The 19459-nt window shown below is 59.1% G+C and carries 19 protein-coding genes; 8 read left to right on the top strand and 11 right to left on the bottom strand.

The features are described 5' to 3' along the window. Window positions 1-119: 119 nt before the first annotated feature. Complete coding sequence (locus tag AC1DYF_RS14305; RefSeq protein WP_477877382.1) at window positions 120-782, top strand: 3-oxoacid CoA-transferase subunit B; 663 nt, start codon at window positions 120-122, stop codon at window positions 780-782. 393 nt (window positions 783-1175) lie between these two features. On the opposite strand, the gene AC1DYF_RS14300 is transcribed toward AC1DYF_RS14305, so the two are convergent. Beyond that, a complete protein-coding gene (locus AC1DYF_RS14300; RefSeq protein WP_477877381.1) occupies window positions 1176-1463 on the bottom strand; it encodes a type II toxin-antitoxin system RelE/ParE family toxin in 288 nt (95 codons plus the stop codon). After that, window positions 1460-1687: a hypothetical protein gene (locus AC1DYF_RS14295; RefSeq protein WP_477877380.1), complete on the bottom strand. Its 228-nt coding sequence runs from the start codon at window positions 1685-1687 to the stop codon at window positions 1460-1462. The genes AC1DYF_RS14300 and AC1DYF_RS14295 overlap by 4 nt, the downstream gene beginning before the upstream one ends. Window positions 1688-1858: 171 nt before the next feature. On the opposite strand from AC1DYF_RS14295, the gene AC1DYF_RS14290 reads away from it, so the two are divergent. Then, the gene (locus tag AC1DYF_RS14290) at window positions 1859-2140 is read left to right on the top strand and encodes a helix-turn-helix domain-containing protein (protein ID WP_477877405.1); all 282 of its coding nucleotides are present in this window, start codon (window positions 1859-1861) and stop codon (window positions 2138-2140) included. A gap of 26 nt (window positions 2141-2166) precedes the next feature. On the opposite strand, the gene AC1DYF_RS14285 is transcribed toward AC1DYF_RS14290, so the two are convergent. From AC1DYF_RS14285 to AC1DYF_RS14260, 6 genes are all read right to left on the bottom strand, one after another. Further along, window positions 2167-3402 (bottom strand): CapA family protein, encoded by a 1236-nt coding sequence (locus tag AC1DYF_RS14285; protein ID WP_477877379.1) that lies wholly within the window; start codon window positions 3400-3402, stop codon window positions 2167-2169. Window positions 3403-3507: 105 nt separating this feature from the next. Next, window positions 3508-5187 (bottom strand): dipeptide ABC transporter ATP-binding protein, encoded by a 1680-nt coding sequence (locus AC1DYF_RS14280; protein WP_477877378.1) that lies wholly within the window; start codon window positions 5185-5187, stop codon window positions 3508-3510. Continuing rightward, window positions 5184-6059 (bottom strand): ABC transporter permease, encoded by an 876-nt coding sequence (locus tag AC1DYF_RS14275; protein WP_477877377.1) that lies wholly within the window; start codon window positions 6057-6059, stop codon window positions 5184-5186. The genes AC1DYF_RS14280 and AC1DYF_RS14275 overlap by 4 nt, the downstream gene beginning before the upstream one ends. A 13-nt stretch (window positions 6060-6072) precedes the next feature. Then, window positions 6073-7050: an ABC transporter permease gene (locus AC1DYF_RS14270; RefSeq protein ID WP_477877376.1), complete on the bottom strand. Its 978-nt coding sequence runs from the start codon at window positions 7048-7050 to the stop codon at window positions 6073-6075. 5 nt (window positions 7051-7055) lie between these two features. Further along, entirely contained in the window at window positions 7056-8648 is a 1593-nt protein-coding gene (locus tag AC1DYF_RS14265; protein WP_477877404.1) for an ABC transporter substrate-binding protein, read from the bottom strand. 308 nt (window positions 8649-8956) lie between these two features. Beyond that, complete coding sequence (locus AC1DYF_RS14260; RefSeq protein ID WP_477877375.1) at window positions 8957-9595, bottom strand: hypothetical protein; 639 nt, start codon at window positions 9593-9595, stop codon at window positions 8957-8959. 132 nt (window positions 9596-9727) lie between these two features. Here AC1DYF_RS14260 and AC1DYF_RS14255 point away from each other — a divergent pair, with 132 nt between their 5' ends. Next, a complete protein-coding gene (locus tag AC1DYF_RS14255; RefSeq protein ID WP_477877403.1) occupies window positions 9728-9955 on the top strand; it encodes a helix-turn-helix domain-containing protein in 228 nt (75 codons plus the stop codon). A gap of 333 nt (window positions 9956-10288) precedes the next feature. Beyond that, window positions 10289-11746 (top strand): NAD-dependent succinate-semialdehyde dehydrogenase, encoded by a 1458-nt coding sequence (locus AC1DYF_RS14250; RefSeq protein ID WP_477877402.1) that lies wholly within the window; start codon window positions 10289-10291, stop codon window positions 11744-11746. 187 nt (window positions 11747-11933) lie between these two features. Here the strand turns inward: AC1DYF_RS14250 and AC1DYF_RS14245 are convergent, their stop codons facing one another. The 3 genes from AC1DYF_RS14245 to AC1DYF_RS14235 form a co-directional block, all read right to left on the bottom strand. Next, window positions 11934-13349: a hypothetical protein gene (locus tag AC1DYF_RS14245; RefSeq protein ID WP_477877374.1), complete on the bottom strand. Its 1416-nt coding sequence runs from the start codon at window positions 13347-13349 to the stop codon at window positions 11934-11936. 1 nt (window position 13350) lies between these two features. Then, a complete protein-coding gene (locus AC1DYF_RS14240; RefSeq protein WP_477877373.1) occupies window positions 13351-14421 on the bottom strand; it encodes a class I SAM-dependent methyltransferase in 1071 nt (356 codons plus the stop codon). 210 nt (window positions 14422-14631) lie between these two features. Next, complete coding sequence (locus AC1DYF_RS14235; protein WP_477877372.1) at window positions 14632-15576, bottom strand: helix-turn-helix transcriptional regulator; 945 nt, start codon at window positions 15574-15576, stop codon at window positions 14632-14634. Between AC1DYF_RS14235 and AC1DYF_RS14230 the strand changes: the two genes are divergently transcribed. The 4 genes from AC1DYF_RS14230 to AC1DYF_RS14215 all read left to right on the top strand — a co-directional run bounded on the left by AC1DYF_RS14230 (window position 15547) and on the right by AC1DYF_RS14215 (window position 19427). Continuing rightward, window positions 15547-16734: an MFS transporter gene (locus AC1DYF_RS14230; protein ID WP_477877371.1), complete on the top strand. Its 1188-nt coding sequence runs from the start codon at window positions 15547-15549 to the stop codon at window positions 16732-16734. The two genes, AC1DYF_RS14235 and AC1DYF_RS14230, sit on opposite strands and share 30 nt — an antisense overlap. A 617-nt stretch (window positions 16735-17351) precedes the next feature. Beyond that, window positions 17352-17528: a hypothetical protein gene (locus tag AC1DYF_RS14225; protein ID WP_477877370.1), complete on the top strand. Its 177-nt coding sequence runs from the start codon at window positions 17352-17354 to the stop codon at window positions 17526-17528. 202 nt (window positions 17529-17730) lie between these two features. Further along, complete coding sequence (locus tag AC1DYF_RS14220; RefSeq protein WP_477877369.1) at window positions 17731-18759, top strand: DUF3991 and toprim domain-containing protein; 1029 nt, start codon at window positions 17731-17733, stop codon at window positions 18757-18759. Window positions 18760-18821: 62 nt separating this feature from the next. Next, window positions 18822-19427, top strand: coding sequence for a DUF1419 domain-containing protein (locus AC1DYF_RS14215; protein ID WP_477877368.1), 606 nt, complete (start codon window positions 18822-18824; stop codon window positions 19425-19427). Window positions 19428-19459 lie beyond the last annotated feature (32 nt).

The following is a 19459-nucleotide window of genomic DNA, read 5'->3' as shown; positions in this document are numbered from 1 at the left end:
GATCAGATCCATACATCGGGCATCTTTATCTCGGGGCTCGTCCATGTTCCCGGGCCAGTCAAACATATCGAGCAACCAACGACGCGTAAACGTAATGCCGAGCTGGAGGGAGCGCTCTGATGGCCTGGACACGCGAACAGATGGCGGCGCGCGCCGCTTTGGAACTCAAGGACGGCTTTTACGTCAATCTCGGCATTGGCATTCCGACCCTCGTCGCAAATTTCATTCCCAAGGGGATCGACGTTCGCCTTCAGAGCGAGAACGGCATGCTCGGAATGGGACCTTTTCCGTACGAAGGCGAGGAAGATGCCGATCTCATCAACGCTGGCAAGCAGACAATAACCGAACTGCCGACGACGAGCTATTTCTCGAGCGCCGATAGTTTCGCGATGATCCGCGGCGGCCACATCGACTTGTCGATCCTCGGCGCCATGCAGGTCGCCTCCAATGGCGACCTCGCGAACTGGATGATCCCCGGCCACATGGTCAAGGGCATGGGCGGTGCCATGGACCTTGTCGCTGGCGTCAAGAAGGTTGTCGTGGTGATGGAACATCAGGCCAAGGGGAAGCCGAAGCTTCTGTCCGAATGCACATTGCCTCTAACGGGCCGACGCGTGGCAGACCTTGTCATTACCGACCTTGGCGTATTTGAAATCCAGAAGCGTGGCCCTGTGCGGATGATGCTGACCGATCTTGCAGACGGTGTCACCGTCGATGAGATCAAAGCCAGGACCGGGACGGATTTCGGCGTCGATCTTGAACGGCAATCCGCCGTCGCCTGATGTCATTCGGCAATTGCGGACCGCGCTCGTCGTGGCGTGGTGACACGCACTGGCGGAGGGCAGGTGACTGCTCTCGCTTTTGAAACAAGGCTAGAGAGGAGATAGCATATGACTGGCAAATCTCCATAGATCATGGCTTATCGGCTTTTGTGGGAATGAGATGGTCGATTTGGCGCCACGGCTGGAACGAGGGATCCCGCGCTGGCCGACCCACTCGCGCCTGACAGCCAAGCAGCCTTTCTTTCTGGAGTTCCATAAGATATCTTATGCAATTTTCCTGTTTATTATCAATAACTTAATCGAGATGCCGCGACGCCCGCATGCCGGTTGACACGATGTCCGTGTTTCGTCCGAAGGCTCCCGAGAAGTCAACCCCTGGAGGCTTCGCCAATCTCAGCTCATCGGCGGCTGGGGCTTGCGGGCGGTATGCCGGAATCGTAGGACGATAATTTCGGTTTCGGCGACGCGATAGAAGATCACGTATGGATAGGGTTTCAGCACTATACGTCGCACTCCAGGATGGTTTGTCGCCTGTCCGGCTTTCGGGTGATCGAGGACAAGATTGACGGCGACGACGATCCGCTCGTTGATGCGCGCAGCCGCCTGAGGCGAACGCTGGCGTACATAGTTGAGCGCCTTGTCAATCTGAAGAAGCGCGGTTCGGGTATAGCGGAGTTTCACAGCCGATATTTTGCGAAGACGGCGGCCACCTCTGCGTCGGTGGCAATCTCGCCCCGCTCGATTTCGGCCTCCGCCGCTTCAAGGTCTGCCTCTTCCTCAGGCGTTAGCAGATAGACGGCGTCTTCCTCGCCGGCGAGGCGGAGAAGGACGCGGGCAAAATCGTCCTGCGCCTCCGGAGGGAGGGAGCGGACCCGTTCAATGGCGTGTTCCAACAGTTCGGTCATGACGGCATTATGCACAAATTCGCATGAACATGGAAGATAGTCGTGGATGCCGGTGCGAATGGTTTTGTCGATGGTCTCATTGCAAATCAACATTCCCAGGGTACCTAATGAACGCGAATGCAGAGAATACTCTGTAGATGTATGCACTGCAACACGCGCATATTTCTCGCCATGAACATACGAGAGGTTCTTGCGTCAAACCTTCGCGCCTTGCGGCATGCAAGAGGCCTTTCCCAGGAGGAGCTTGCTCACCGGGCCAATATCCATCGCACCTATGTCAGCTCGCTGGAGCGCTGCCAATATGGCGCCACCATCGATATGGTCGATAGTCTTGCGGGGATCCTCGGAGTGCAAGCCGCGGATCTCCTCAATGTCGAGACCGCGAAGCGACCCGAAGCGACGAAAACTCCCACTCGACGTGAAGAGAGCGAAGCGGGCCAGGGTTCTCCGTGATCTGGATTCCACTGGCGACGCGTCAACTAAAGTCTCAAAAGACCAACGCCAGCGGAGATTTCGATATCGGTACCGAGCTTCGCGGAGTGTTCCCGAAATCGGTGCAGGATCCTCTCGGCGTCAGCTGCACCGGCAAGTTCGGGAGCAAGCCGTCGTTCCAGGTCATCACTGTCAGGCGTTTTGCTGCCGCCGATGACGACCGGATGGAAGGACATACCGGCCAAGTTACCATCCTCGTCGAACGAGCATAGTCCGATGACACTTTCCCACACTTCTGGCGCCCTCCATGGTGATTTCTCAGATTTCACATGAAAGATGAAGTTGCCCAAGCTGTAGAAGATGGGCCGGCGTCGATAGATTTCAACGGGCTGGAGAACCGGAGCGCCGTGGCTGACGAACATTGCCGCGCCGGCGTCGATGCATTTTTTTGCGACGGCATCTACCCACTCCGGAACCTGATACCAGTCCGATGCCCAGTGGTGGTGATGCAGGTAAGCGATGACGAGATGCCCCTCTTCAGCCGCAGACGTGATCGCGGCGAGGTTTCGCGCCATGTCGACCGCATCGACTTTGACATTTCGGCCGCATCTGTCGGAGCGTCTGAAAATCGCCCGGGCGATGCTGATTTCGGCTTCAGGGTCGACATGCGGCGCGTCGTCCGGCTGGCTGTCATTGGCAAGGTCCATCGTAGTATAGCCAACCTTGTCACGAACGGCACGCAACTGTTCGAACGTGTCGCTGTCGACATCGATCACCTTGCTCAACCTCAGCCGGTTCACGCCCGGACGCTCGGGTCGCGCATTGGCGGCGTCCGCTGCGTACATGAAATCGGGTCCGGGTCCTCCATCCATCGCGACGAGGGCCACCTTCCTGCCACCGAACGAACCTTTGGCGGCACGAGCCGCTGCAGTATGGTTGCGCCCGATGCCGGCATGCAGGAAGCCGCGCCTGTCTGCCTCTTCAAGGGTCGAAAGAACCCCGGCAGGACCGAGATCGAAAGCGTGATTGTTCGACAGCGAAAGCGCCTGGAATCCCAGTGCTTGTAGCGTGTCGAGAACGACTGGCTGGCTGCATCCGAAGAACGAGCCCTTGAGCGGCCATCCGCCATGACTTCCTTGGATCGTGCTTTCAAAGTTGGTGAATGCAAGATCGGCCCGGCCCAGCACCTCCCGTGCGGCCTGAAAGCCTGGCGTGTCAATGCCGCGAATATCGTGCTTGATGAGAGATTGCCCGGTTACGGCGGTTGTGAACATAGTTGTCATGACGGACCTTCCTTCGCTGCGAATGAGCGCTCGCGTGGCTGTGGATGAAGTTGAACGAATTCCTGGAAGCCGACTGTCTGCCGGTCCCCGCCGCACGCGCTGCGGTCAGTGCGTGAACCGCCGCGGGCGTGCATCAATGAGGCTTCGCGTGTAGGGATTCTGGGAGTGTGCGAAGATGAACTCCGAAGCGCCTGCGTCTTCCACCCTGCCATCCCTAAAAATGTAGATCGAACTGCAGAGCTCTTGCACGAGAGCGAGATCGTGCGAAATGAAGAGCATCGATATCCCCTGCTCCGCCACATTCTCCTTCAGAAGCGTGACGATCTCCGCCTGCACGGACACGTCGAGCGCCGACGTGGGTTCGTCGGCGACGATAATCCTCGGGTTGGCGAGGAGGGCGCGCGCGATGCAGATACGCTGCTTCTGTCCACCCGAGAGTTGATGCGGATACCGGGCAAGGAGACCTCGTGCCAGCCCGAGCCGATCCATCATCGCGGCAATATCTGGTCGTTTGTCCTGCGCTCCAGGAGCGCCGAACCTGACGCTTTCCTGCAACGTCTCGCCGACCGGCATTCGGGGATTCAAGGATGCCGCCGGGTCCTGGAAAATCATCTGGATCTGGCCGAGCAGCCCGCTGCGGCGGCCGACAAGAGAAATGTCGAAACACGTCCCATCGATATCGAGCTTTCCCTGGCTGGCCGTTTCCAGACCGGCGATGATCCGACCGATCGTGCTCTTGCCGCTGCCGCTTTCGCCGACAATCCCTGTCACTTCGCCACGGCGCATTTGAACGGACACATCCTGCAGCGCAGATTTCCTGGTCTTCCTGCGAAAAAACGGTAGCTCCTGCCCTGCAAAGGTCTTCGTGACGCCATGAGCGATGAGGATCGGCGGCGCTGAATCGGATTCCATTGTCGCGTCTTCCAAGCGACGATTGCCGAAGTTCTCGACGGTCTCTCCCGGTCCGGCGGACCTGTGAATCTTGAGCACAGGCACTGCGGCGAGAAGGCTGCGCGTGTAGTTCTGGCATGGCGCGTCTAGGATCGCCGATGTGGCGCCCTGCTCGACGATCTCCCCATGTTTCATAACCACGACCCTGTCGGTGATCTCCGAGATCACGCCCATGTCGTCTGTGACGAGAATGACCGACACGCGCGTCTCATTCACAAGGTCACGCAAAAGGCCTAGAATCTGTTTCTGAACCGTGGCGTCGAGGGCCGACGTCGGTTCATCCGCGACGATGATGTCCGGTGTCCCGGCAAGCGCGATCGCGATGACGATCCGCTGGCGCTGACCGCCGGAGAACTGGTGCGGGTAGTTGGCATATCGTTCGCCGGGATCCGGAATGCCGACGCGGCTCAGCAGCTCGATTGCGCGTGTGCGTGCCTGCCTGCTCGATAGTCCGCTGGTGGCCTGAACAGTTTCTTCGATCTGGGCGCCGACGGTCATCAACGGATCAAGCGAGGCGGTGTGATCCTGGAATATCGCGGATATCCTGCGTCCCCTCATGGCAGCCCGTTGCCGTTCGTCCATGTCATCGAGCGACGTCCCATCGAATTGGATCGTACCGGCCGTGCGTTCGAATTCGGGCGGCAGAAACCCGAGAATCGCGTTGCCGAGCGTGGACTTTCCGGCGCCGGATTCACCGATCAGACCAAGGATTTCTCGGCGGCGGAGGCTGAGGTTGACATCGCTGAGGATTGTCGTTGAACCGGTCGCAGCGCGATATTTGAGTGTGAGATTGCTGACCACCAGAAGGGGGTCTTGGGTGCTCTCGGGTCTCATATCGAACGGCTCCTTGGATCGAGACGGCGTCGGATATCTTCGCCGACGAAGTTGATGCTTGCGATGAGGCCAAACAGTGCGAGGCCCGGAAACAGGCTGATCCAGTATTGGCCGGTCATAAGGTATTGAAACCCGTTCGCGACGGTGGAACCGAGCGAGGGTTTGTCGATTGGAACGCCCAGTCCGAGGAACGACAGCGTTGCTTCAAGGGCCACGGCGTGTCCGAGTTCGATCGGAATCAAGGTGATGGCCGGTGCGATGCTGTTGGGAAGCAGGTGCTGAAAGATGATCCGTCGGGTCGGCAGCCGCAGTAAGCGTGCGGCGTCCAGATAGGGTTTGCTGATTTCGCTCAGGGCGATCCCGCGTGCGAGCCTGGCATAGATTGCCCATTGCACGATGATGATCGCCAGAATGATGCGATCTATCCCCGGTCCGAGCGTGACGATCGCGATAAGGGCCACCAAGATTGTCGGAAGACTGAGCTGGAGATCGACGATGCGCATGATGACGGCATCGACCCACTTGCCGAAATACGCCGCACTGACACCTGCGGCGAGGCCGATCAGCGCCGCGATTGCGGTGCTGGTGACGGCGACGATCAGGCTGATCCGCAGACCGTAGAGAATGGTGCTCATGATGTCTCGTCCGAGACCGTCCGTCCCGAGCAGATATATGTAGCCCCCGCTTCCCGCCACCCCCGGAGGTGATGAGGCTTCCCATCCGTAGATCTGCAACGGATCGTAGGGATTTTGCGGTGCGATGATCGATGCCGTGAGCGCCAGAAGGATGTAGCTGGCAAGCACGATTGTGGACAGGCTGACGCGGTGTCGCCGGGGGCGCTTCCAAAGCGCGCGGATTGTTTCGGCTTTCATGAGGTCCCTCCTTTCATGCGGATAGGCGCACGCGCGGGTCGAGCACAGCGTAGAAGAGATCGACGATTGCGTTCAGTGCAACGAAGGCGACGGAGACGAAAGTCAAAGTCGCCATCAGTACGGGACGATCCAGAAGCTGAATGGAGTCGATCAGCAGTTTGCCGACGCCCGGCCAGGCGAAAATCGTCTCCACCACCACCGCGAAGGCGAGCATGCCGCCGAACTGCATGCCAACAATGGTTACGATGGGGACGCTGATGTTCGGCAAGGTATGCCGGAACAAAATCCTCTTTGATGAGAGACCCTTGGCCCGACAAAACCGGATGAAATCTTGGCTCTCCACCTCGATCGTCCCAGATCGTGCGAGCCGCGCGATCAGGGCAACGTTGGGAATCGCAAGGGCCAATCCAGGGAGTGTCAGGTGCCTCAGTCCATCTAGCGTCAGGAAACTCCATTCCTGGCCGAGCAGCGAGACCGTCGATCCCCGCCCGCCCGATGGAAACCAGCCGGTCACGATGGCGCCGAGCAGGATAAGCATCATGCTCAACCAGAACGACGGAATGCTCAGTGCAAATACGCTTCCGGAGAGGATGGTGCGATCCACCGAAGCTCCCTGCCGGCGGCCGGCAAGCACACCGAGCAAGGTTCCGCCAGAGGCCGCGAACACCATAGCGATTGAGGCGAGTTCCAACGTGGCGGGCAACTTGCTCATCACCAGGCCGAAGGCTGGCAGGTGATAGATGTATGACGTTCCGAAGTTACCGGTGCCGACGTTGCCGATGAAGAGCAGGTATTGCCGCCAGAGCGGCAGATCCAATCCGAGCGCGATCGTCGCCTTGCGGATGTCCTCAGTGGTGGCGGTTTCGATGTTGACGATGTTGTAGACGGGATTGCCCACGGTGTGGATGCCAATGAAGCCGATGAGCGACATGACAAGGAGGAGGAGGAATGCTTGTAAAAGCCTTCCCGCGACAGCGTTCATCATGATCATTGAACTTATTCCCCCGACGGAACGGCCTGCATCGCCGTGGTCCAGCCGCGCGGGTGCACGGTGTATGTGCGCACCTTCTCGCGGTATCCGACGATCAGGTGAAAATGATAGAGCGGGATGATGGGGTAATCCGCCATGACGAATTCCGTCGCTTGGGCAAGGGCATCGTTGCGCTTTGGACCGTCCTCGAGCACCTTTGCCCTCGCGAGCATTTCGTCAAACGCTGTATTCTGGTACTTGCCGTAGTTCAGCGAACCCGTTCCAAGCTCGGTGTTCGGCGAGGCAAGAACGCTGTCCAGGCAAAGTGTGACGGCTTCGCCAGAGCAGCCGCCGTACCAGACCGGATAGGCACCGTTCGACCGTTGCGTCGCAAAAACCGAGAATGGCGCGACGACGGGTTGAACGGTCACACCGATCCGGGCCCAGTTTTGCGCGATGGCTTGCAACGACTCGCCGTCGCCCGGATAACGCCCGGTGGGGCCAGCAAGCACGACATTGAAGCCATCCGGAAAACCTGCCTCGGCCAGAAGCGCTTTTGCGCCATCGTAGTTCGGCGCCTGGACTTTGAGGTTCGTCGATGTTCCGGACAAACCGGTTGGGAAAAGCTGTGCTGCCGCGGTTCCGTATCCGAGAAGGATCTTCTCGGATAGGAACGCTCTGTCGGTCGCCATGGTCAGAGCTTGACGCACCCGCTTGTCACGGAATGGATTTTGGATCGGATTGCCGGATTTGTCGGTCACGCCCGGCGCCTCGGCCCTGCTCACATCAAATTGCAAGAAGTTCGACCGGGCGGCGCTGGTGCTTTCGATCTTTACGCCGCCTTTCTCAAGCTCTGCTACGTCACGCGCCGGAATATAGTCTGCAATATCGACATCACCGGTCGTCAAAGCGGCAACGCGGGCGGCAGGACTTTCGATGACCCGGAAGGTAACATTCGACCAGGCAGGCGTTCCTCCCCAATAGGCATTATTTCTGACAAGCTTGAGGACTTCTCCCGATTGCCAGCTCTGGAATTTGTAAGGGCCGGTGCCGACGGGCGGCACACCCGAATTGAGCTCATCGGTCGTGACGAAGCCCTTCGCCTTATGTGGCATGATGAAGATGGACGAGAGCGAAAGCGGGAGTGTCGGAACATCGCTCTTCGTTTCAATGACGACGGTAAGAGGGTCAGTCGCTGTGACCGATTTGATCTGCTTCGTATAGGACTGAAAACCGCCACTGGGGGATTTGAGAAAATCCCGGACGCGGGCGATTGAATAGATGACGTCCTCGGCCTTGAACGGAGATCCGTCATGAAAACGGACCCCTTGCCGGAGCTTGAATTCCCAGCGCGTTTCCGAAAGCCGCTTCCACGAAACGGCAAGGCAAGGCTTAGGATCCAGGTGCTCGTCCTGATAGACGAGACGCTCATAGATATGGGAGAGCAGCGACGTGTTTTCGTTGAGATCGGCATACTGCGGATCAAGCGTCATCAACTTGAGTTGAGTTCCGACGCGCAGTTCCTCTGCCATGGCAGCGGCATCGAATGGCGCGATCGTCGCCGCCGCGGTGATGGTCGCTGCGAGCATGAGCGAGCGGAATTTATGCGATATTGGCATTACGGTGTTCCCTCCTTTGTTTTGCAGCGAAACCCGTTTCGGCAAAGGGATGTCCTCACCGCGCACGCTCCCGTCCCCGCGAAGCGATCGTTTCGCTTCGAAGGTCAGGCTTCACTGCCGTTTTGCGTTGTATGCTTTGTAGTAAGGCACTCAGGATCGGGTGAGTGAGAACTCACCTATGAAGTGCCTGTATTCCGCGTAGCTCTTGGCGGAATCTCGATTAACGACCCGCCGTGTCTGAGACGCCCTCCGGCAAGGAAGGCCCTTTTCACGACGGCGGCCGAATACGCCGAAAATTAAGGTCTCCTTCAAGGATTCTTCGAGGAAAGTATGCCGGGAGCAGTTGTCATCATGAGATCGGCCAGCACGGACCGGACTTGAGGCCATGGGAACTCGTCGCTGTTGGGCTTGGGTTCTCCTTGCTCGATAATGCAGTGCAGCTTGGCTGTTGCAGATACAACCGATCCTGCGGTTATGGCCAAGAGGTCGTCCGCGAGCCGGTGTTCCGTGGCAGAGGCGATATCTTCCGCCTCTTTGGCACGGCTATATCCGACGTCGATATCTGCTGCTTCCCATTCGCGCCGGCGGCTCGCGAGCTCCGCCTTGGCGCGTATGCGCATCTCGGCGAATTCCTCGCCCTCAAGCCAGCGGTCGATCTCATCCGAACTTGCAGCCATGATGGGGGCGGTTCGCTTCGGCACGCGAATTTCCACACTGGGGCTGCTGACTGTTCGGAATAGCTTAGCCTCTAACGGCTGCAGCAAACTGCTGAGTCGGGCACTCTCACGATGTGCGCACCACCAAGCTTCCCATCTGGTGAGTGCTTCGGCCGCATGGGTGGTATGGTCTCGCGCTGCCGTCAGCTTTTTCAGAAAACGCCCGGTGATCGGCAGCAGGTTTCTTTGCGTGATTGCAGGCAAAGTTCTGCTATTCTCAGAATCAGCCATGATCCGAGCTCCCAAACAGCTTGGTTTTGGTCAGGCCGGATATCGTGCTCCAACACGTCATCCGGCCGTTTACGAGCGTAACCTATAGGAACGATATATGAAATGCAACCGAAATCACCATTGTATGGTGATATGAAGGCGATCCAGTGCAAAATGGCCCGTACCGCATTGGGTTGGGGGGTAATCGACCTTGCCACGGCAGCAAAGGTTTCAACGCAAACAATAGTCCGCCTCGAACGCGGAGAGGATTTGCGTGAAGGCACACTTGAGCGCATTTCAAGTGCGTTCGTGGAGGCTGGAATTGAGTTCATCCCGGAGAACGGTGGTGGGGTTGGCGTTCGCTTCCGGCATCCAAAGTGATGACGTCGAAATCCGATTCGTCTGAGTTGCCACAACAGTCGCCGCTCAAAAAAAGACCGCATCTCCCGAAGACTGTCAGCGATACGAAATGATGATGTCCGATCGTCTCAACGGCGGCCCCAAGGTCGTCGTGGAAAAGTCGCCACACATAGCGGAGCGCTTTGCGTCATCTCGCCCGAGTGCGTCGCGTAGTTGATTGACGCCCCACCGGCTGGGCGCTATCTAGCGGCCCCTGCCCGGCGACACCGACTGCGACGACAGACGGAAGAGGCAGGTGTGCGTTAAGCTTGGCTGGCCTTTCCAAGGGAGACTGTTTTGCCCCTCTCACCAGCCATGACCCGGCATATTACCGATACGAAGCTGTTCGCCGATCTCGACAAGATCGCCCTTTTCCATGCCAAATGGTCTGGCCCGACATTCGAGGTCTTCAATCCCTCGACCGGCGAACTGCTGGCGACACTGCCGGACATGGGTATACCCGAGACCAGCCAGGCGATCGATCGTGCCGCGGAGGGCCAGGCCGCATGGGCCGCCCTGCCCGCCAAAGACAGAAGCGCGGTCATGCGCCGCTGGCATCAGTTGATCGTAGCGCATACCGACGACCTCGCAGCCATCCTCACCGCCGAAATGGGCAAGCCGCTCGCCGAAGCCAAGTCGGAAGTGTCGCATGCCGCCGCCTATGTGCAATGGTATGCCGAAGAAGCCAACCGCATCTATGGCGAGACGATCTCGGCACCGTCCAACGACCGGCGCATGCTGGTGATCAAGCAGCCGGTCGGGCTTGTCGGCACGATCACGCCGTGGAATTTTCCGGCCTCGATGGTGGCCCGAAAAGTCTCGCCGGCGCTCGCTGCCGGCTGTGCTATCGTGCTGAAGCCTGCCGAGCAGACTCCGCTCGTCGCAGGCGCGATGTTCACCCTGGCCGCGCAGGCGGGCTTTCCCGAAGGCGTGCTCAACCTGATCTATGCGTCGGAAGGGGCGGCTGTCGGCCGCGAACTCTGCAGCAATCTGAAAGTCCGCAAGATCAGCTTTACCGGCTCGACCGAAGTCGGCCGACTGCTGATGCGGCAATGTTCCGACCAGATCAAGAAGGTGGCGCTGGAGCTTGGCGGCAATGCGCCGTTCATCGTCTTCGACGATGCCGATATCGACGAAGCCGTCGATGGCGCCATCCAGGCGAAATTCCGCAATGCCGGCCAGACCTGTGTGTCCGCCAACCGCATCTTTGTGCAGTCCGCCGCCCATGATGAATTCGCCGAAAAGTTCGTGGCGCGCGTGGCCGAGCTGAAGGTGGGCGACGGCTTTGCGCCGGGTATCACCATCCGCCCGATGATCGATCATCACGCCATCGCCAAGATCGAAGCCCACATCGCCGATGCCAAGGAGAAGGGCGGCGAGGTCCGCTGCGGCGGCAGCCGCATCGATTGCGCCGGCACCTTCTTCGAACCGACCGTGATCACCGGCATCACGCATGCAATGCGTGCTGCCCAGGAGGAGACGTTCGGGCCGCTGGCGCCGATCATCCGTTTCGAGGATGGCGACCAGGTGGTGCGCGAGGCCAATGACACGATCTACGGCCTCGCCGCCTATTTCTATTCTTCGAACCTGAAGCATGTCTGGCGGGTGGCCGAAGCGCTCGAATATGGCATGGTCGGCATCAATACCGGCCGGATGTCATCGGAGGCGGCACCGTTCGGCGGCATGAAGCAATCCGGCATCGGCCGCGAGGGCTCGCGCCACGGCCTCGAAGATTATCTGGAGATGAAATATCTCTGCATGGGCGGGATTTGAGACAACGCCCATGTAATCGCTTCGCGAGCGTTTGCCTCTTGCTGATCCCGCCGCCGCCCACTTCTCCCGTAGGCAGGTTCGCTGCATCTGAGGCAAATAGGCGGACACAGTCACATCGCCGTATCGTGCTCAGACCCATGGGAGGTCTTAACCACTGGCCGTTCCCGGATGTGTTTTTGGGCACCGGTCAAAATCCTGACCACCGCCATTCCTCGGACTCTCTGGTGATCGTGCCGGAGCGGAGATGGTCTGAAAGGCTGGCCCAGATCGGATCCTGGGTAAAGCTTGCGAGATCGCCGCTCGACTCGGTGAGCCACAGTTGCGCGTATTTTGATAGGAGGGGTGAGATCCCTCCGGCCACTTCAAGCTCGTGAAACGAGTCGCCGTTGGCCGGCCTCAAGACGCGATGCCCCCATAGTCCCGGTTGGCGATCTTTCTGAAGCGCCTGCAGAAGACCGAGATCACCCGATCGCTCAATGGCTATTGAACTCAGATAGCGCATCAAGGGATAGTAGATCGTCTGCCGACATCCGCCGAGAACTCTCGTCCCAGGCAAGATCGACATGACAAGGAATGCTGTGAACAGGTTGGGGAGGATTGCACGCGCACGAAGTGCCCTCGCAAGGCTGTCGGAGCGGTACTCCGCTTGAAAGCGTGATGATCCGCACGACCGGAGGACGTTATCTTGCAGTCGCAGCGGCACAACTCTATCGTTTTCCACGCGCCAGAAGAGATCGGTGGTCCTTCGAATCCAGCCATTCCACGGCCCGTCGTTGAGGTCATCGATCGCATTCAGGATGCAGTTGGCAACCGTGCCGTCTCCGACGAAATGGGTCGACAACCATGATTGTGCATCCTCGAGATGGTCGGCGACCAAGTCGGCAATATCGAAGTCGTCGAGCTGCAGCAGATTCACTGGTGAGGCGATTTTGCTGCGCCAAAGGCTTTGATTGGCCGCCTTGATCGCTTCAGCGGCGGAAGCGAACTCATCGTTGGGCAAATCCGAAAGGAGCCGCGCGGCCGAGGCATTGGGCGCCACTTCGCCTTTCGGGTTGGTGAGCGAAAAGCGATAGGGACCATTATGGCAGCAGATGCCGCGACCATCCATTCGGCTCCGGGGCAATCCGAACAGGTTCAGAGGCTCATCTTCCAGCCGAAGCCAGCCGGGTCCCTTTTTTGCCGACTCTGTAAATGTCGTCGTCGAAACAAAATAGCTGATGTGCCATTTCCGGCCCTGGGCTTTCAGGCCAAGTAAGCTGAAGAGATGGGTGTAGAACGCGTCTGGCTCGATCAGCAGCAGGCAGTGCGGCCCTGTCTGGAGAACCGGCGCTGCCAGGATTTGAAGGCCGGCGCTTCGAGCATCTTGCGCTTCAAAACCCGCCCTGAGTGCTGCTCGTTCGATGCAACCGCGGAGGCGATCCATAGCATGGTTGCGCTTCGCGCAATCGGAGCGAAAGGGATCGGCATCGTAGGCCACCGACGCATAGGCATGAAGTGGCCGCTCCCAGTACCGGGAAAGATCGGGAAGCAGCGCGGAGAGCGCCTGTCTGACATCAGCCGCGCTGCAATATTCCCGTGTTTCGACCGGAGGACTTTCCGACATTTCACGAGGCCATGAGAAGCCGTGGCGCAAGCAGCGCCATGGTGTTCGCGCGCCGCCACGCCAGATCCAATCCGAGCGGTTCCGCGTCGGTGTCGACGATCGCAGCCGGCAACGGCTCGTAGCAATAGCCCGGAGGGATCGCTGGCTTGAGCATCAGCGAAACAAGTTCAAGCACGGATGCCCTCGAATTGGATGACACGATCGTGTAGAAGTTGCCGCTGTTCCATGTCACGACGGAATAGCGGAAAAAGCCCCTGAGAGCCGACACCGTCGTTTCCAGATCGACCTGAAGGTTCGTCATCGTGGCGAGTACCTCGTCCTTCTTCTCAGAGATATGGCTCGGCGAAAAGAACCGCGACTTGAACTGCTCATCTTTCTGGCGCTCACGTTGCTCGTAGATGTCAGGGTCCTGTTGCGCAAGCTTCTGCACCTGCACGAGAAGGCCGCCGGGTCGGATACGCGGGACGACGAACTCCAATTGCTTGCTCCGGTCACGATCATACATCTGGAATGTCGTGTCCTCGAACAGCACGTCGAACCCGTTCCCGAACGCAAGAAGATCGGCGTCGGTTGAATACCGCTCGTCATCGAGTTCGAAAAACGGGCCGTGGAAAAAGTGGGCATGCTCGCTTCCGCGGTTCGCATAGAAAGCTGTCCGATTGGCGGCCGTCGGACTGCAGCAGAGTGCTTCAATACGACCGTCGCCAAGCGTGGCGAACGTGCGCGCCAGACAGCCCGTGCCGGTGCCAAGCGTGTAGATGGTGGTGGGGCCGGTGCCCCGAGCCCAGACCCTCAATCCAAAGGCAAGCATGGCCGCACCCAAGCGACATTCCTCTTCGAGGCGATAAGGAATGCTCGCGAAGTAATGGCTGTCGAAAGTTCCCCACAGGCGCCGGTGCGTGTCGGCGAACACCGCGGCATCGAGATCGAAGTCGAGCAAGCTCATGTCCAGCGCGGGTTCGGCCAGGTCCGGCGCCCCACCTTGCCCGCTCGCAGTTCTTTCGAAGAATGGAGCGAAAGACGTCACTCGCGGAGCGCGCCGCCACTTTTCGATCGTTGCCAGGTCCATCATGACCATCTCCTCCATCGGTCGCAGATCGTGCGGTTCATTTTCCGGCGTTGGCGGGCAATTTGGCTTGCGATACACGCACCCGCCGGTTGAAAACCTCAGGTTGCTATCTGTGAACCCGACCAGGAGGCGCGGCAATCTACCGAAATCGACAGATTGACGATGACCGGAAAGAGGAACGATATGAGGGAGCGGGCGACGCGATCGACCCCTTCAGAGGTCGATCAACTCGAGGAAGCTCGCCTTCGCAACGGCTTGATGGCTTGTCGAGGCGCCGAGCTTAGCTCTTGCCGATCGCAGGTACAATTTGACGGCGCTTTCCGAAATACCCAGTGCAGCTGCGATCTGCTTGGAGATCCGACCCATCGCAAGCAACTGGAGGCATTGCCGCTCGCGCCCCGAGAGCTCCCGATAGCGGCCGGCGTCACGCAGACCGGTGACAGTGAGCACTGTTTCGTGCAGATAGTGGGAAAGGATATGCAGCTCATGAATGCAGGAAGCGCGGAGACTCGACCAATCGCGCTTGGGACGGTTGGACGTGACTGAGAAGAGGCAGCGCTCTCCCGTCGGGCCTCGGACGGGAACCGTCAAGCCGTGTGGGCCGATGCCGTGGCGCGTCGCCTCCTTGAAAAAGTGGTCTGCTGGCGTAGGCCGCCAATCCAGAGAGGACCAGTCTACCGGCAGATGCCCCCAGCGCAGGACGCCGATCACTGGGTCGACGTCGAAATAGTTTCTCTCGAAATAAGCGTCCGTCCATGCCGCGGGATAGGTGGTGCAGAAATACGGGTATCTCGCCGACCGACCGCGGATGTGAGCCACAAGAAATGTCATGTGTGACAGGCCATATCGCAGGCAGAGGTCTCCCAGGGCGGGCTCAAGCTGATCGCGATGCTTCGCCGCCCTGAGCATCGACAGCGATGAAGACAGTCTCTTTCGATTTTGCATCAGATTGATTGGTCTTTCGGCTTCGCGCTGGCTTGTCATTGCATGGACTTTAGTCGAAGCCGCACCGTGGTGAAACTGCAGGAAATAGCAGGTGGAGCAATGGGCAAACATCGACACAGACCTCGCGGCGTCTTGCTTCTCATCGGCGGTGCGGGCGTCGTTACCGTTGCACGCGCGATGAGCATGACCTTCTTGGCGATCCAGTTCCAGCAAGTGTTCGGTCTCGGTGCTGGCATGATTGGTTTTTTGCTTGGTGTCGGTCCCCTGCTGGGGGCGATCGCAGCGCCATTTGCTGGTTCGCTTTCCGATAGGGTCGGAAGAAAGGCCGTGTTGGTATTGACCCTGATAACGATCGCGCTCGCCTCGATCGGGATGGGGCTTGCCGGCACTGTGGTCATGTTCTTTATTGCGCAAACTGTTGCCGCAGTCGCGATCTCTATTTACGGGCCGATGTCGCGCGCATTGATGAGCGACATTTGCCCTGAACCTCTGCGCCTTAAGTATTTTTCCTGGCGCTACACCGCATCGAATGTTGGATGGACTATCGGACCGATGATTGGGGTTGCGGCAGGTGCTGCGACGACCACTTTGTTCATGTCTGCCGGCGCCGTCTATGCCGCACTCGCATTCGCGCTTCATCTGCTGCCTCTGCCGTCGGCGGAACACGCCGATGACGGTCATGCTTCCATTGCGATGCCGTTGGTTGCCAGTATCAAGGTCGCGATCCGCGACCCGCGACTGATCTATTTCGTAGCTGGCGGCACGCTGCTAATCGCCGTCTATGGGCAATGGTCGGCTACGCTGGCCCTCTATCTCGCGCAAAACATCGCCGGCGGGACTGAGATCTTCGCCTATCTCGTTTCGATCAATGGTGCAGTCGTTCTGCTTGGCAATTCAGTCGCTCGGCGCTTCATTGAACGCGTTGGCGCGCTCAGTGCGCTTGGAGCCGGCTGCATTATGTTCATGATCAGCCAGATTGGTTTCGGCTGTTCCTCGGGTTTGGCGGGTTTCGCAATTTCGATGGCGGTGTTCACAGTCGGCGAGATTCTGGTCGTTCCGTCAGAATACATCTTGGTCGACGGTATTTCGAACGACAAAAACCGAGGAAGTTATTACGGCGCCCACGCGCTCTCGAGTGCGGGCAGTTTCCTCGGGCCGACGCTGGGAGGATTGACGCTCAGTACTGTCGGAGCTCCCGCAATGTTTGCTCTGTTCGCCGGATTCTCTGCTGCCAGCGCGCTCTTCTACACGGCCGGGAACCGGCGGCCTCCACGAAAGGCGCTGGAAAGTGGATCGAACAATGTAGCGTCAAGAGCATGGTTGCCTGGTCGCCTTCTACTCCGATATCGAACGCCAGCCGGGTGTTCATAGCGCATTTGCACGAGGGCGGCTCGTCCCTACCGTGCGAGCGCAGTGGTGGACTTGGCTTGTATTCCCAAACAAATGAGGCGCTAAAGTTGGGTTTTCGCATGTCTCAACTCTCGACGGACCAAATCGCCTTTCTGCGATGGATATCCGATGACAGACCAATTAGCGAGATTGCGACATTGGAAGGCCGGTCGGAGGCCGAAATTCGCGGCGAGCTGCGAAGGGCTGTCGAATTGTTGGGCGCGGAATCAATCCGTCATGCTGTCGAACTTGCGAAAACTATCGGGCTGATTTGATCCACTTGGGACGTGCAATCTAAGGCATGTCTAGTCCCGACTAGGTTAGTACCCACGCTTCTGGCCGACGGCTGCTCCTCCCCGAGGCGAATATCAGTGCGAACGGGGTGGTTTGCGAGCTCTTTCCATCAGAAGCGGCCAAATCCCGCTCTCTTGTGATGGCGTCCTGGCCCGTCTTCGGATCTTCCACGATCAACCCGCAAGGGGTCCGCTAGCAAGCTGCGGCCGCTTTGTCTATCGCCTCCGCGGTGATCGCGCCCGAAGCCGTGCCTTTTGGGGAGCCATCGAGCGGGAATTGCCCCGCTCCAGGATGGAGCCTCTCAAATGTCGTACGATCTTTCCCTCGCTCAGTCTCATGCTTATCGCCTGGCCCTTGACCTCATGGTTCCGGTCACCGTCTTCGAAGTCGACGGAGAGTACGGCGTTCTGCCCTCCGACGAGCTCGACGGCAGCGACGATCTCGAGGTCGTGCATGAATTCTTCCCCTGGCCGGCGCATTGAGCCGGCCTTTGCCGTTCCGGCTGCCGCTTGCGAGCCGGAGGCCGCAAGGGAGGCTGCGCCGCGGCTGGCAGGTCTTTGCTGCAATTTCTGTCAGTTGCCACCCGCGCCCTTGCCCCCTCTGCTCTTCGCGGCGGACCGGATTGTGCCCGCGAACTGTGCGGAAAAGGAAAGAGAGGAGGATCGCCGTGCGATCGAGGTCAATATGAAGAGGAAGGATATAGAGGAGTTGCGTGGCCGGGTGAGATGCGAAGCGGTGCTTGAGGCTTCGGGCTTTGCTGTGGATCAGAGGGAAAGCACCCGGCGTGCCGTGAAGTTTCGCCAGGGCGATGACATCATCATCGTCACACATGAGGGGCGTGGTTGGTTCGACCCGCTTGGCGACGGCAAGGGCGATGTATTCTCGCTCGTAAGCCATCTCGACGGCACCGGTTTTTCGGAAGGCGTTGAACGCGTCGCCTCGCTTGTCGGATCTGAGCCGTCTGAACCCGTCTGGCGCTGCCCACCGATCGATTCAAAGCCCGATAGTTCAATTCCGGATCGCTGGAATGCCCGCCGAGCCCCAGAGCCAGGTTCACGGGCATGGTGCTATCTTCGCTGGAACCGGGCAATTCCCGCCAGCATCATCGGGCAAGCGCTTGCTCGGGGCGTGCTTCGGGAAGGGCCGTTTGGAAGCATGTGGGCTGCCCATTTGGATGAACGCGGCGTCGTGGCCGGGTGGGAAGAACGCGGACCCGAGTGGCGTGGCTTTGCCACCGGTGGCTCCAAGATCCTTTTCCGTCTCGGTGCAGGTAATGCGTTGCGCCTGGCCGTCACTGAAGCCTCGATCGATGCAATGAGCCTCGCAGCCATCGAGGGCCTGCGCGACGGCACACTTTATCTTAGCACCGGCGGTGGATGGTCGCCAACCACCGAGGCTGCCCTTCGCGCACTCGCCTCCCGGCCTGGCCTCCAGCTCGTCGCAGCGACGGACGCCAATTCACAAGGCGACATATATGCGGAACGATTGCGTGCGCTTGCCGGCGATGTGGGCTGCGACTGGACACGTCTCCGCCCGCCTGAGGAGGATTGGAACGAAACCCTGAAGGTCAGAGAAAAGGAAAAGAGGGAAAGAAAGGAGAGAGGCGTGCCGCATTCGCGCCGGCCGCGTCAAGGGAGGCTTCGCCCGGACGAGCCGGCCCTTGACCCGGCCGGTCGCGATGTCGGCGGCTCAGAAGGGGTCATGAAGGGCTGAAGAGGATGGTGAGGTCGTAAGGATCCGCTGCGTTTCGGTCCAGATACTCGAAGGAGCAGAAAATGATCCCCTCTCCCGCAATCCGCAAAGTTTTCCAGGGTGTCGCAAGCCGCCAGCAGATGTTCCGCATGTTCGACCGCCATGCCCAGCGCCCGAACCGTTGGGACGGTGACGCGACCCCGCTCTACGCCGGCGAGTGGTTCGAGATCGACGAAACCGAGCACGATTACATGTTCGAAATCCTGCCACCGCTATGGATCCGCGGATCGATGTTCGCGATGCGCGAGTTTCTCATGGGTTCTGTTACGAGCGTCTTCTTTGCACTTCGGGTCGACGCTGCGATCCGACATTTTCACGGCTATTGTGATCTCTCGGATGCCGGTTCGGTCGAGCGGATGCGGCTTGCCATCATTGAACGGGAGAGCCGCCCAGTTCGAGCCATGACACGGGAAGAACGTCTCGAGCATATCTGGAGCGCGACGGCCGACGCCTATCGTGGCTACTCCGACGAGACATGCCCCGAACATCTGCCAGGCCGCCGGCTGGTCAAAATCTATAATGCTGTCGGCGAGTCCCGGCTGAAGCTGCTCAGTGATCTGACTGATGATGAGATCGCCGGCAAAATTCCAGTGCATCTGCGCCACCTTCCATCGCAAGTCGCCGCGTAATCAACGCTTCCGACTCCGATGTCAGTGGTCAA

The organism is Rhizobium sp. P2_G9, assembly GCF_056403475.1.
The sequence above is the reverse complement of the archived record's forward strand: the minus strand, read 5'-3'. Positions and strand labels throughout refer to the sequence as shown.

Excerpts from the sequence above, each read along its gene's own strand:
- AC1DYF_RS14305 (WP_477877382.1), top strand. The coding sequence starts at position 120 with ATGGCCTGGACACGCGAACAGATGGCGGCGCGCGCCGCTTTGGAACTC.
- AC1DYF_RS14295 (WP_477877380.1), bottom strand. The coding sequence starts at position 1,687 with ATGACCGAACTGTTGGAACACGCCATTGAACGGGTCCGCTCCCTCCCT.
- AC1DYF_RS14290 (WP_477877405.1), top strand. The coding sequence starts at position 1,859 with ATGAACATACGAGAGGTTCTTGCGTCAAACCTTCGCGCCTTGCGGCAT.
- AC1DYF_RS14285 (WP_477877379.1), bottom strand. The coding sequence starts at position 3,402 with ATGACAACTATGTTCACAACCGCCGTAACCGGGCAATCTCTCATCAAG.
- AC1DYF_RS14280 (WP_477877378.1), bottom strand. The coding sequence starts at position 5,187 with ATGAGACCCGAGAGCACCCAAGACCCCCTTCTGGTGGTCAGCAATCTC.
- AC1DYF_RS14275 (WP_477877377.1), bottom strand. The coding sequence starts at position 6,059 with ATGAAAGCCGAAACAATCCGCGCGCTTTGGAAGCGCCCCCGGCGACAC.
- AC1DYF_RS14270 (WP_477877376.1), bottom strand. The coding sequence starts at position 7,050 with ATGATCATGATGAACGCTGTCGCGGGAAGGCTTTTACAAGCATTCCTC.
- AC1DYF_RS14265 (WP_477877404.1), bottom strand. The coding sequence starts at position 8,648 with ATGCCAATATCGCATAAATTCCGCTCGCTCATGCTCGCAGCGACCATC.
- AC1DYF_RS14260 (WP_477877375.1), bottom strand. The coding sequence starts at position 9,595 with ATGGCTGATTCTGAGAATAGCAGAACTTTGCCTGCAATCACGCAAAGA.
- AC1DYF_RS14255 (WP_477877403.1), top strand. The coding sequence starts at position 9,728 with ATGAAGGCGATCCAGTGCAAAATGGCCCGTACCGCATTGGGTTGGGGG.
- AC1DYF_RS14250 (WP_477877402.1), top strand. The coding sequence starts at position 10,289 with ATGACCCGGCATATTACCGATACGAAGCTGTTCGCCGATCTCGACAAG.
- AC1DYF_RS14245 (WP_477877374.1), bottom strand. The coding sequence starts at position 13,349 with ATGTCGGAAAGTCCTCCGGTCGAAACACGGGAATATTGCAGCGCGGCT.
- AC1DYF_RS14240 (WP_477877373.1), bottom strand. The coding sequence starts at position 14,421 with ATGATGGACCTGGCAACGATCGAAAAGTGGCGGCGCGCTCCGCGAGTG.
- AC1DYF_RS14230 (WP_477877371.1), top strand. The coding sequence starts at position 15,547 with ATGACCTTCTTGGCGATCCAGTTCCAGCAAGTGTTCGGTCTCGGTGCT.
- AC1DYF_RS14225 (WP_477877370.1), top strand. The coding sequence starts at position 17,352 with ATGTCGTACGATCTTTCCCTCGCTCAGTCTCATGCTTATCGCCTGGCC.
- AC1DYF_RS14220 (WP_477877369.1), top strand. The coding sequence starts at position 17,731 with ATGAAGAGGAAGGATATAGAGGAGTTGCGTGGCCGGGTGAGATGCGAA.
- AC1DYF_RS14215 (WP_477877368.1), top strand. The coding sequence starts at position 18,822 with ATGATCCCCTCTCCCGCAATCCGCAAAGTTTTCCAGGGTGTCGCAAGC.